This window comes from Paenirhizobium cremeum (genome assembly GCF_022884085.1).
GTDB lineage: Bacteria > Pseudomonadota > Alphaproteobacteria > Rhizobiales > Rhizobiaceae > Allorhizobium > Allorhizobium cremeum.
Genome location: NZ_JAGGCS010000010.1, coordinates 90,714 through 102,869 on the forward strand (window position 1 = coordinate 90,714; position 12,156 = coordinate 102,869).

Below are 12,156 nucleotides of genomic sequence, written 5' to 3' on the forward strand. Positions count from 1 at the left end.
CCTTCCTTGCCGGCAGTCCATATGATTTCCGGTGGACGATGGCGCAAAATTCCCTATGAAGGCAGCAGACGCATTTCAGGCCCGGCTCGGCCTCGGGCAAAGAGGTTCATCGTCCATGATCGTCCGCGACCGTCCCGGCCTCGTCTCGCTCTTCTTCATCCTGCGCGGTTCGGTTCTGCCGATGATCTTCCCGCAGGTGCTGTTCGTTCTGGCGCTGTCGACGCTGGTGGTCCTGGCCCATCGTTTCATGCCGGAGCAGGTTCCCGGGTTCAACAGCGCGCCGTTGGCGCTGGTCGGCATCGCCCTGTCGGTGTTTCTCGGCTTCCGCAACAATGCCTGCTACGACCGCTGGTGGGAGGCGCGCAAGGACTGGGGGCTGCTGGTGATCGCCGCCCGAAGCCTCGCCCGGCAATCCCTGATCCTCGATGGCCGGGCGATCGACGGGGAGCCGGCTCCCCGTCGCCGCCTGCTCCAGCTCGCGATCGCCTTTTCCTATGCGCTGCTCATCCATCTGCGGCCGGGCGGAGATCACGGCCGCATTCTCCTGCGCCTGCCGAAGGAACGACATGTCGCCTTTCTCGAAAGCCGCAACCGGCCGGATTTTCTCCTGCGCGAGATGGGGGCGTTCACGGCGCGGCTGAAGGCCGCCGGCGCACTGAGCGACATCGAATATTCGGTGCTGGAAGGCAGCATCCGCGACATGTCGTCGGTGCTTTCGGCCTGCGAACGCATCCGTTTCACGCCGGTGCCCTTCGGCTATACGCTGCTTCTGCATCGCACGGCCTACATCTTCTGCTTCCTCCTGCCCTTCGGCTTCGCCGATGCGTTCGGTTGGCTGACGCCCTTCGCGACGGCGCTTGTCGCCTACACCTTCTTCGGCCTCGATGCCCTGGGCAACGAGCTGGAAGAGCCCTTCGGCGACCTTCCCAACGATCTGCCGATCGGTGCCATCGCCGAAACCATCGAGATCAATCTGCGCGAGGCGCTGGGCGAACGTGATCTGCCGCCGCTGCCGGAACCGAAGAATTTCATCCTGATGTAATGCGGGTTTCGCCGTATTCGCTGTCCGACAGGCGTTTCTAGAAGTCCTGACGTTTATTGTTTTTCAACGGGTTGCTGCTAAACCGGATCGTGTCTGGAAGATCCGATGCGATCAATGCTGGCATGAAGGCTGGGCCGGACGTCTTGCGCCTTCAAACAAGCAGATCAAGCATTGGCCGACAGAAAAATGACAACATCGGACAACAGCCGGAACTCCCGTTACGCGAATTCCCGTTACGCGGATGACAGCGAAGGCGAAGCGGCTGCCCTTCCTGCGGCCTTGATGCGCGAGGAGATGGCGGCAGCCTTCCGCCCCATCATCCGCGGCTTCCTCATTCCCTCCGCGATCTATTACGGGCTCATCACGCTCTTCCATTTTATCGGGCAGGACAGCGAGCATTTCCGGGCGCTGGGCGTGCTTTCCTTCGTCACCAGCGTCATAAGCCTTTACTTTCATCAGAAATGGCTGGTGCGCGACGGCGGCTATCTGCGGCTCGAAATCACCAATCTGGTGATGAACCTGCTGATCTATCTCAACACCGTCTCGGCGCTGCTGATGGATTTCGTTCCCGCCAAGCTCGTCTATTTCGTGCTGGCGACCCTCCTCTTTGCGACATCCGGCATCAGCGTGCGGGTTATCGTCTTTTCGTCCGTCCTGTCCGTCGGAACCATGCTCTGGTTCGCCGGCCGCGGCGGGCCGGATGTGTTCTTGAGCTATGCCCTGATCGGTCTCGCCGGCACGTTTGCCGCCCTCGGCATGGCGCTCTTGATGCGCGACGCCATTCTCCGCTCGGTAAGGGCGAGGGTTGTCGCCGACCGGCTGAGGGAGCGCGCCGAGCAGCAGGCCGATTTCGACGCCCTGACCGGCCTGCCAAACCGGCGCCATTTTTTCTCAGTCCTCGAAAGCCATATGTCCGGTCCGGCGCATTCGGGAACCCCGGTCCATGTGGGCATCATCGATCTCGATGGCTTCAAACCGGTCAACGACCTGCACGGGCATGCGATCGGAGACGAATTGCTGTCGGAGGTCGGGCGGCGCATCCATCTCGCATGCCCGTCCGGCTATGTGGTCGCCCGCCTTGGCGGAGACGAGTTCGCGGTGGCCATCCCCAGGACGCTGACCCTTGACGGATTGCATTCGGTCGGCCGTGATATCTGCGATGCGCTGCGCAAGCCTTTCGTGATCTCCGGGATCGGCGTTTCCATCTCCGGCTCGATCGGTTTTGCCCATTTTCCCACCAATGGCGAAACGGTTCGCCAGATCTACGAGCGTGCCGATCATGCGCTGGCTTGCGCCAAGCGCGACAATCGCGGCGGCGTGGTGATCTTCTCCGCCGATCATGAGGCGGAGATGAACGATCTCGGACGCATCGACCAGACATTGCGCGGCAGCGATCTTGCCCGCGAGCTCTTCGTGCTCTTTCAGCCGCAATACGACCTGATGCGCGAGCGGATCGTCGGTTTCGAGGCGCTCGCCCGGTGGGAGAGCGAAAAGCTCGGCAATGTCAGCCCCGGTCTGTTCATTGCCGCGGCCGAGCGTTCCGGCCTGATCGAGCGCATGACCAGCATCCTTTTGAAAAAGTCGCTCGATGCCGCCGTGCAATGGCCGGAGGCTCTCAGGCTTTCCTTCAATCTTTCCGCCGTCGATCTGGTTTCGCCACGCTCCATCGCCAATATTGCCCGCATCGTGCGGGAAAGCGGCATCGCGCCGGAAAGGCTGACTTTCGAGATTACCGAGACCTCGATGACGACGGATTTCGAGCGTGCGCGCGTTTCGCTCGGCGTTCTTGCCGGCATGGGCTGTCATATCGCTCTCGACGATTTCGGCTCCGGCTATTCGAGCTTTGCCTATATCCATCGCTTTCCCCTGCACCGGATCAAGATGGACCGCTGCTTCGTCGCCGGGCTGAAGGAAGATGAGGCCGTCAGCCGCAACATCATTCGCGCGATCGCCGATCTGGCCGCCAATCTCGGGGTCGAATGCCTGGCGGAGGGCGTGGAGACGGAAGCCGAACTGCGGGCCGTCCAGGCGGCCGGCATCCGCTACGTTCAGGGTTATTTCTACGGCCGCCCGATGGCGCAGGCCGACATCGCCGAGCGTCTGGCCGCACAGCAGAATGCCGGACCGTTGCAGGAGGCGGCGTCGTAAGCCGAGGTCGCGCTCTGCATTTTAGAGCCTCTCCGGCGAAAACGAGGTCGCCTTCAATGCTCTATCTCTTTGTTTCTATGTAATTCCAGACGCAAAACCGCTTCATACTTTTGCTGGAATGACTCCCGGTCGATCAGTCCTCGTCGAATGTGACGGCTTTCAGCTTATCGATGCCGAGCACCTGCAGCGTCAGCTTTTCATAGAAGGGTTCGGCCTGTCCGCTCCTGATCTTGTGCAGGAAATACTTCTCGAAGCCCACCTTGGCGGCATGCACCCATTTCCCTTGCGAAGACCAGTTGACGTTGCGCGGCGGGATCTGTGGCTGCGCCACGAAAGCAATGCCGCCATCGCCGAAATCGGCCAGGCAGACGGCGTTCCATGTACCCTGGGCCTTCGGCTCTTCGCCGCGTACCAGCGCCGAGATGTTCTTGGCCGTCGCCGTCACCATGCTCTCGATCATGAAGCCGGTTTTCGGCACGCCGACCGGAACCGGCGTCTTGCCGGTGGGGGCGATCGCCACGCAGACGCCGATTGCGAAGATGTTCGGATACCGGCCGTTCTGCTGGTGTTTGTCGACGAGGATGAAGCCGCGCGGATTGGTCAGTCCCTCGATGTCGCGCACGGCCTCGACGCCGCGGAATGCCGGCAGCATCATGGTGTAGGCGGAGGCAACGTCATGCGCCACCTTGACGGAGCCGTCGTCATTCATCTCCTCGACGGTCACCTTGTCGGAGCCGACTTCCTTCACCCGGGCATTGGTGATCCACTTGATGTGCTTGGAGCGCAGCGCGCTTTCGAGCAGGCCCTTGGTGTCGCCGACGCCGTCGAGGCCCAGATGGCCGATATAGGGCTCGGACGTGACGAAGGTCATCGGTACGCGGTCGCGGACCTTCGCATCGCGCAGCGCTTTTTCCAGAATGAAGGCGAATTCGTAGGCCGGGCCGAAGCATGAAGCGCCCTGGACCGCGCCGATCACCACCGGGCCGGGTTTCCTGAGCAGCTTCTCGAATGCTGCCTTGGCGTCGAGCGCGTGGTCGATATGGCAGACCGAATGACTGTTGGCGGCAGGGCCGAAGCCGGGGATCTCGTCGAAAGCAAGTTCCGGACCGGTAGCGATCACCAGATAGTCGTAATCGACGAAGGCGCCATCGGAAAGTTCGATGCGGTTTTCCGCCGCGTGCAGGCGTCTGGCGCCCTGCGGATAGAGCGTGATGTCGCGCTTGCGGCAGGCGGGCTCGAGATCGACCTCGATGCTGTCGCGGTCGCGCCAGCCGACAGCGACCCATGGATTGGACGGAACGAAGGAATATTTCGATCCTTTGTTGATGATCGAAATCCTGTCGCTGCGTGACAGGGCCTCCCTCAGTTCATAAGCCATGATGGTGCCGCCCAGCCCGGCACCCAGAATGACGACATGCGCCATGAAGCAACCTCCCGTTTGCTTGATGTTCAAAAAATCATATATATGAATATTTGAAGATATTATTTGCGATTTATCAATTTTCGCAAAAAAGTTCGCGGGTGTGGGAGCAGATTTCGGGCGGTTGCTCAGTCCGGAAGGTTCGGCTGGATCCGGTTCTGCGGCAGAAGCTCGCTGGCGACGGTGATGGCGATGAGCGAAAGCGGCACGGCGAGCATGGCTCCGATCGCGCCCCACAGCCAGGTCCAGAAGATGATGGCGACAAAGACGGCGAAGGAGTTTATCTCCAGCCGGCGCCCCATGACCGCTGGCGTCACCAGGTTCTCCATGACCATGTGAACGGCAAAGAAGGCAGTTGCAGGGGCGAGCCCGACGACGAGGCTGTCATGGGCGATGACCCCGGCGATTGCGAGCGCCATCGTCATCGCGGTGACGCCGAGAAAGGGCACGAAGCTCGACAGGAAGGCGAAGAAGCCCCAGAGCACGGGCATGTCGAGGCCACCCGCCCAGGCGATGATCGTCATGGAGACGCCGACGACGGCATAGAGCAGCGAGGCGGTGGCGAAATAGAAGCCGAGCGCCTGCTCGATGGCGTTGAAGGTACGGATGGCTGCAAGCCGCCGCGCGCGGTCGCGGAAGGCGATGATGAGGGTCTTGCGGATGGCATGCCTGCTGCCGAGAAAAAGCACCAGCGCCGCAAAGAAGATCAGCGTCTGCACGATGGCCGGCGTCACCCTGGTGGCGACGGTCGATAAAACGGTGCTGCTGTTTTCGATCAGCGCTTCCATGGACATCGATCCGGAACGGAAGCTGGCGCTGTTGATATGCAGCCACTTTATGCGCTGGAGATAGGGCAGTATCCGCTCGATCGCCTGCTCGACCATGGCCGGCGCGTTTGCGGCGAGTTCGCCGAGCGGGCCGATCAGCGTGTTGGCGATGAAGAAGATCAGCGCCGCAAACCCTGTCGTCAGAATGAGCGCCGACAGCATCGGCGGGACGCCGAGCGCTCCCAGCCGGTCCGCCGCAAGCCCGAGGATCAGGCCGACCACCACCGCAAGGGTGATCGGGATAAGCACGCTCGCGGCGAGATGGATCGCGGTGACCGCAAGGATCACGAAGATGCCGATGACGGACCAGATCAGCGCCAGATCGAGGGCCGTCTTGCGCACCCGCACCCGGCGCACCGGCCGCCGCCTTGCCGCTCCGGCATGGGATGTCCTTGCCCCCATCGCCTCGTGGCTTCTGCCGGTTCCGTTCGGCCCCTCGTTCATGATTGAAAGCCCCCGAGTGATGCTGCCTGACAACGCGAAAACGGCAGGAGTGTTCCGCCAGCGGAAAGCCCCGCGGGAAAGCGGGTCCGCTGTCTTTGACGTCGGCCCGATGAAGGCAGGAAAAAACGCTTGCGAAGGGGCGATCTCGGACCGTTATTCATGACGTGTGAAGCGCCGTCCTGGTTGATCCCGGCGCCGGCCGGGCGGGAATTCCTGCACTATTCCAAAATGATGGGGCGATTTATGGCATTTTTGACGTTCGTCGGTCCAGTGCCGACATGATGGCGATCCCCGGGCCCCGTCCCTCAATAGGCTCGGGTAAAGCCGCCGTCATGCATGATGTTTACGCCGGTCATGTGATCCGAGAAGGAGGAAAGCAGGCCCGCGACCGCCACGGCCACTTCGGCGGGCTCGCCGTATTTGCCGAGCGGAATATTCGAGGTTTCCTCCGCCAGCCGTTCCGCAAGCGTCACGCCGGCGGCCTCGGCGCGCTTCTCCAGCCCCGCCTTGTACCATGGCGACAGCGTTCCCCCGAGCGAGAGCGTGTTGACGTGGATGCCGCGGCCTCCGAGCGCGAAGGCGAGCGTCTTGGCTTCGCCGAGCCAAGCGCAGCGCAGGACGTTGGAGGTGGCGTAATGCCCGAGAACCTGGGCGGAACTGATACCGGAAATGAGGACGATCTTTGCCCGCCGTCCATTTGCAGGCTCGGGGGACATCCTGGCGATGGCCGCCTTCAGCAGTTCCAGCGGTCCGATGAAGCAGTTCTGGAAAAGCTCCGTCCAGGCGGAGCTTGCCGGCATCGGATCGTTGGTGCTGTGGGCCTGCGGCGGCATCAAAACGACGCCGTCGAGCGTGATGCTCCGCCGGGCCATCTCGTCGGCGAGGGCGGCGATGGAGGCGATGTCGGTCATGTCGACCGCGATAGTCTGGTGAAGTCCGCGCTCGTAGCCGGCCAGTCCGGCGGCCAGCGCATCCAGCTTTTCAGTGTTCCTTGCGGTGAGCACAAGACCGTAACCGAGTTCCGCCAGATGGCGGGAAACCGCCGTTCCGATCCCGCCGCTCGCGCCGGTCACCAGTATCACCTTCCCTGTAACCGCCGGCATCCGTGCCTCCGTCGCTTGAGCCTTGAGGATCGGACAACATTAGCACTCACCGGTGGGTCGGATAATCAGGCGTTCGGGTGAGCCCCCGCACTCGTCGGAATAAGTATGCAGATCATGCCGGCTCTCGGTCGGTGAGTGTCGGCCCGTCGCCTCAGGCCCCGGTGACCCGCCAGATCACGTCGCCCACATCGTCAGCCACCAGCAGCGAGCCGTCCGGGCCGATGGTGACACCGACCGGGCGGCCATAGGAATATTTCTCGTCGGGCGCCAGGAAGTCGGTGAGGATGTCCCGTGGTGGGCCGGAGGGCTTGCCGTTTTCGAAGGGCACGAAGATCACCTTGTAGCCGGCGAGCGTCGACCGGTTCCAAGAGCCGTGCTGGCCGATCACCATGCCGTCGGGGAAGCCGGGCAGGGTGCCTGCCGGCAGCCAGCAGAGACCGAGCGAGGCTGTGTGTCCGCCCAGCGCATAGTCCGGCCGGATGGCGCTGGCGACCAGCCCCGGATTCTGCAGCACGCGGTCGTCGACGGTCTGGCCCCAGTAGCAATAGGGCCAGCCATAGAAACCGCCGTCCTTCACCGAGGTCAGGTAGTCGGGAGGCGTCTCGTCGCCCAGACCGTCGCGTTCGTTGACCACGGTCCAGAGATCGCCGGTGGTCGGCTCGAAGGCGAGACCGACCGGATTGCGAAGCCCGCCGGCGAAAATCCTGTTCCGTCCGGTCTCCAGATCCAGTTCGTAGATGCAGGCGCGGCCTTCCTCGGCCTCGAAGCCGTTTTCCGCGATATTGCTGAGCGAGCCGACGCCGACATAGAGCTTCTTGCCGTCCTGGCTTGCAAGAATGCTGCGGGTCCAGTGCCCTGCCGGCTTGAAATCGGCGAGCCGGCGGCCCTGCGCGGCGATATGGGTCGTTCCCTCGCTATAGGGATAGGCGACCACGCCGTCGGTATTGCCGACATAGAAGGTGCCATGCAGCATCGCCATGCCGAAGGGATGGTTGAGACCCTCCATGAAGGTGTGGCGTTCCTCGGCCACGCCGTCGCCGTCTGCATCGCGCAGCAGCGTGATGCGGTTGGGGCTTTTGCCGACGGCGGCCGCGCGCTTCATCGTCGAATACATGGCGTAATCGAAGGGCGTCCTGATCCTGCCGCCATCGACGCCGAGCGCCTCCGCCGTCAGTACGTCGCCGTTCGGCAGCACGTGGAGCCAGCGCGGATGCTTCAGTCCCTTGGCGAAGGCATTGACCTTCAGGCCGGGGGCTGCCGTCGGCGTGTGGCCGTCGGTCCAGCCGCGCGCAGTCGGCATCTTCAGCGTCGGGATGCGCTGCGCCTTCGCCTCGGGAATGATCGGCGCGCCGCCGATGGCCGGTTTCTCCGGGCCCTGGCCGAAGCGCCGCATCAGGATCATCGCCGCGCCGATCATGGCGACGATGCGCGCGAAAATTGCCGACATGTCTTGATCTCCCCCGTCTGATTTTCTCGACGCACCTTAAAGCATGTTGCGTGAAAGTATGCAGCGGTTTTGCGATAACAACATGCGACATGACAATGGGCTAAAGGCGGGAAGCGAATCTGAAAGATCGCCCCGCGCTTCAGACAAAGCTCTCCCGTATCGGAACTGACGATCGCCCATTTCAACGCAGTTGGTCGGCAAGCTCCGGATGTCGGTTACTATACGGGCTGGATGGATGGCTGCCGTCCCCGATAGACGAAGGCCGGAGGTTCTGCGAGGCCATCCTCCTCGGCTGCCGCCGCAAGGGCTGCGTGAAGCGGGGAATGCATGCAGACTGGGTCGGTTGCGCGCGCATCGCCGGCAAGCGCCATCGCCTGGCAGCGGCAGCCGCCGTGGTCGATGTGTTTGCGGGCGCAGCTTCGGCAGGGCTCCCGCATCCAGTCGTCGCCGCGAAAGGCGTTGAAGGCGGCCCCTTCGTACCAGATATCGGCAAGTCCACGCTCCCGTACATTGTCGAAGGCGAGCCCCTTGATGGTTTCCGCCGCATGGCAGGGGAGAACCCGGCCCGACGGCGTGACGTTCAGCCCGCTCGATCCCCAGCCGCCCATGCAGGCCTTCGGATAACTGGAATGATGGTCGGCCGGTACGTAGTCGATCACCAGCACGCCTTCATGCCGGCGGCGGGCTTCCGCCACGAAGGCGTCTGCGGTTTCCACCTGTGCGCGGGTCGGCATCAGGGCCTGCCGGTTGCGTTCGGCCCAGCCGTGGAACTGCACGGTGGCGATTTCGATGCGGCGCGCGCCGAGTTCGATGGCAAGCGCCACCATGGCGTCGAGTTCGTGCATGTTCTGCTTGTGGCAGACGGCATTGACGGTGAGCGGAATGCCCACGCTTCGCGTCCAGCCGGCGACCGCAATCTTGCGCGCATAGCCGCCCGCGTAGCCGCCGACGATATCGGCCTTCTCCGGCGTCGCGCCCTGCAGCGAGAGCTGCAAATGGTCGAGACCGGCATCGGCAAGTTCTGTAATGCGCGCTTCGGTCAGCCCGATGCCTGAGGTGATGAGATTGGTGTAGAGGCCGAAGCCCGCTGCCGCACGCGTGAGATCGACGAGGTCGCGGCGCGAGGCGGGCTCTCCGCCGGAAAGATGCAGGTGCAGCACACCGAGATCGGCGGCCTGCCGGAAGACCTCGATCCACTCGGCGGTCGAAAGCTCCTCCGTGGCGCGAGTGAGTTCGAGCGGGTTGGAGCAGTAGGGACAGGCGAGCGGACAGCGATGGGTCAGTTCCGCCAGCATGGCGATTGGCGGTGCGGGCCTTTGCGCAACGAAGCGGGCTGGACTTGAGTGCTCGTTCATGACGCAAGCTCCAGCAGCCGCCGGTTGGAAAACTCCCGGATGAAAGCGATGATATCGGCGAGCACGGCCTCTTTCGGCGCATCGAACTGCCGGGAAAAATCCCCGGCGATGTCCTCGAGGCTGCGCTTGCCGTCGAGCGCCCTGACGATGGAAACCGCGATCTCGTCCAGGGCTAGCGCCCGTTCGGGGGCAAGCAGCACGGTCTGACCGCGAACGGGATCTTCCCGCAGCTTCACGCCGCGCGCGAGCTTCGCGACGGTGGCGCCATCGACGGTGACGGCCGGAGCGCTGGGGGCGTCGGTTCCGTTCATTCAGCCGCCCCCTGCAAGGGCCGGTCGTCGACTTCGCCGGTCACGCCCTCGCGCCCGTCCCAGCCGCCGGGCGGAATGCGCGCCGGCGCGACGTAAGCCGAATGCAGTGTGTCGAGTTGCGACCAGAGCACATCGGTCTTGAAGGTCAGCGCCGCCGCTGCTGCGTCCTGCTTCTCCAGGCTGTCGGCGTGGTCGAGCACATAGGCAAGCCCGAAGGCGACGTCCTGCGGCGCCTCGTTCAGCCGCTGGCGGAAGTAGGAGAGGGCGGCATCCCCGGCAAAGGCATAGTGTTTCAGCAGTCCGGCGATGCGGTTCTCGTGGATCGCGGGGGCGAAAAGTTCGGTGAGCGACGAGGCAACGGCCTCCAGCAACGTCTTTTCCCGGACGAAATGCACATAGGCATCGACGGCGAATCGTATGCCCGGCAGAACGCCGCGGGCAGAGGCGACATAGTCGGGATCGAGACCCACGGCTTCCGCCAGCCTCAGCCACCGCCGGATGCCGCCGCCCTCCGCCAAGCCTCCGTCATGATCCTCGATGCGGCTGCGCCAGATACGCCGGAGCCGGGGATTTTCGCAGCGCGAGAGGAGTGCCGCGTCCTTCATCGGGATGCGGCTCTGGTAGTAATAGCGGTTGATGACCCAGGCGCGCACTTGCGTCATCGAACACGCGCCGCCATGCAGCATCTGGTGAAAGGGGTGCTTGTCGTGATAGCGCGCCGTGCCGATGGCCCTGAGACGCGCCTCGAAGGCGGCTTTTTCAGGCGACGTCGATATCTGCGGGGATGTGGATGTCTGCAAGGCTCACCTCCATGCCGTCTTGGCCGATCTCGAAGCCTGCGGCTTCGACCTGCCGCCGCTCCGGTCCGGCCTGCCAGATCGGGTTGGTATTGTTGATGTGCACGTAGATTTTCCGCGCGATCGAAAGTGTGGAAAGGGCTGCAAGGCTGCCGCCGGGACCGCTGATCGGCATGTGTCCCATGCGCCGCCCGGTCTTGTGGCCGACGCCGGCTGAAATCATCTCGTCGTCGCTAAAGACGGTGCCGTCGAAGAAGACGAGGTCGGCTCCCATGAGGCGGGCGCCAAGCGCCGGCGTCATCGCCCCGCAGCCGGGAATGTAAAAGGCCCGCCGTTCGCCGATCAGGAACTCCACCCCAACCGTGTCCTCGCTCTCCTGCCCGAGCCTGAGGCCTTCTGATTCGAGATAGAGCGGAGCCTTGCCGGGGACCGGAAACAGCCGTATCCGCATCCCCGGAAGGGGAGAAAAGACGGTGTCGAGCCCGATGGTCTTCCGCTCCACGAGGGCAGGGTCCAGAACCTCGAAAACCGGGTTTTGCCGCAGCGTTTCCATCAGCGTCGCTGTGGCAAACAGCGTGAACGGCTGCTTTTCCCGAAGCGTCAGGAGGCCGGTGACATGGTCGATATCGCCATTGGTGACGATGACGCTACGGATCGGGCTGCCGCGCAGGCCGCGCGGATGCAGGCAGGCGTTTTTCTCGATCTGTGCCCGGATGTCCGGCGAGGCGTTGAAAATCGCCCAGTTTTCGCCATCGGCGCTGACCGCCAGCGACGATTGGCTCTGCGGCGTCATGCCCGAGACCGGATCGCGCGCCGCCATGCAGTTGGGACAGCCGCAATTCCATTGCGGCAACCCGCCGCCGGCGGCCGCGCCGAGCACGAGGAAACGAAGCTTGCTCATCGCCCCGTGCCCGTCGCGCGATCAGAACAGGACGGGTTCGTCACCGTCCGCCGGGGCGTAGCGGTTGATTTCCATGCCGCAACTGACTTCGATGAATTTCGGCGCAGTCCATTTCATGGCAGTTCCTCCCGAAGTTGGTGGGTCTCTGCTTGCTGTCCTCCACCTTGTGTGGATGCCGCCTCCCGTGGGCGGGAAACGCGGACTGGACACTCCTCCAAGCAAGGTCGATCCTAGGAAGCGGAAGCGGTGGGCGGCAATACGGAGAAACGTATCGGTTTTGGTGAAGAACCGGTGCAGGCTGCAAACCTGTTGCAGCCAGCTTTTGGGCGCAGCGCCATCGAATGTGGAAGGCGAGACGGTG

General features: G+C 63.3%; 11 protein-coding genes. 2 read left to right on the forward strand and 9 right to left on the reverse strand.

Annotated elements, in window-relative coordinates:
• The first annotated feature begins 115 nt into the window (after nt 1-115).
• Together J5N58_RS17945 and J5N58_RS17950 are read left to right on the forward strand one after the other, a co-directional pair.
• Nucleotides 116-1,042, forward strand: a complete 927-nt coding sequence (locus J5N58_RS17945) for a bestrophin family protein (protein ID WP_244712043.1) — start codon at nt 116-118, stop codon at nt 1,040-1,042.
• Nucleotides 1,043-1,228: 186 nt separating this feature from the next.
• Nucleotides 1,229-3,190 (forward strand): putative bifunctional diguanylate cyclase/phosphodiesterase, encoded by a 1,962-nt coding sequence (locus J5N58_RS17950; RefSeq protein WP_112829125.1) that lies wholly within the window; start codon nt 1,229-1,231, stop codon nt 3,188-3,190.
• A 133-nt stretch (nt 3,191-3,323) separates the two neighbouring features.
• Here J5N58_RS17950 and J5N58_RS17955 read toward each other — a convergent pair whose 3' ends face one another.
• From J5N58_RS17955 to pqqA, 9 genes are all read right to left on the reverse strand, one after another.
• A complete protein-coding gene (locus tag J5N58_RS17955) occupies nt 3,324-4,613 on the reverse strand; it encodes an NAD(P)/FAD-dependent oxidoreductase (RefSeq protein WP_112829126.1) in 1,290 nt (429 codons plus the stop codon).
• A 125-nt stretch (nt 4,614-4,738) separates the two neighbouring features.
• Nucleotides 4,739-5,881 (reverse strand): AI-2E family transporter, encoded by a 1,143-nt coding sequence (locus J5N58_RS17960; RefSeq protein ID WP_425314476.1) that lies wholly within the window; start codon nt 5,879-5,881, stop codon nt 4,739-4,741.
• Between the two features lie 305 nt (nt 5,882-6,186).
• The gene (locus tag J5N58_RS17965) at nt 6,187-6,984 is read right to left on the reverse strand and encodes an SDR family oxidoreductase (protein ID WP_244712045.1); all 798 of its coding nucleotides are present in this window, start codon (nt 6,982-6,984) and stop codon (nt 6,187-6,189) included.
• A 151-nt stretch (nt 6,985-7,135) separates the two neighbouring features.
• Complete coding sequence (locus tag J5N58_RS17970) at nt 7,136-8,431, reverse strand: PQQ-dependent sugar dehydrogenase (protein WP_112829129.1); 1,296 nt, start codon at nt 8,429-8,431, stop codon at nt 7,136-7,138.
• A gap of 218 nt (nt 8,432-8,649) precedes the next feature.
• Nucleotides 8,650-9,786 (reverse strand): pyrroloquinoline quinone biosynthesis protein PqqE, encoded by a 1,137-nt coding sequence (pqqE, locus tag J5N58_RS17975; protein WP_244712047.1) that lies wholly within the window; start codon nt 9,784-9,786, stop codon nt 8,650-8,652.
• Nucleotides 9,783-10,097, reverse strand: coding sequence for a pyrroloquinoline quinone biosynthesis peptide chaperone PqqD (pqqD, locus tag J5N58_RS17980; RefSeq protein ID WP_112829131.1), 315 nt, complete (start codon nt 10,095-10,097; stop codon nt 9,783-9,785). The genes pqqE and pqqD overlap by 4 nt, the downstream gene beginning before the upstream one ends.
• Nucleotides 10,094-10,897: a pyrroloquinoline-quinone synthase PqqC gene (gene pqqC, locus J5N58_RS17985; protein WP_280520022.1), complete on the reverse strand. Its 804-nt coding sequence runs from the start codon at nt 10,895-10,897 to the stop codon at nt 10,094-10,096. Before pqqC ends, pqqD begins: the two co-directional genes overlap by 4 nt.
• Nucleotides 10,857-11,795, reverse strand: coding sequence for a pyrroloquinoline quinone biosynthesis protein PqqB (gene pqqB / locus J5N58_RS17990; RefSeq protein ID WP_113443255.1), 939 nt, complete (start codon nt 11,793-11,795; stop codon nt 10,857-10,859). Before pqqB ends, pqqC begins: the two co-directional genes overlap by 41 nt.
• Before the next feature lie 21 nt (nt 11,796-11,816).
• Complete coding sequence (gene pqqA / locus J5N58_RS17995; protein ID WP_099056987.1) at nt 11,817-11,912, reverse strand: pyrroloquinoline quinone precursor peptide PqqA; 96 nt, start codon at nt 11,910-11,912, stop codon at nt 11,817-11,819.
• Between the last annotated feature and the right edge of the window lie 244 nt (nt 11,913-12,156).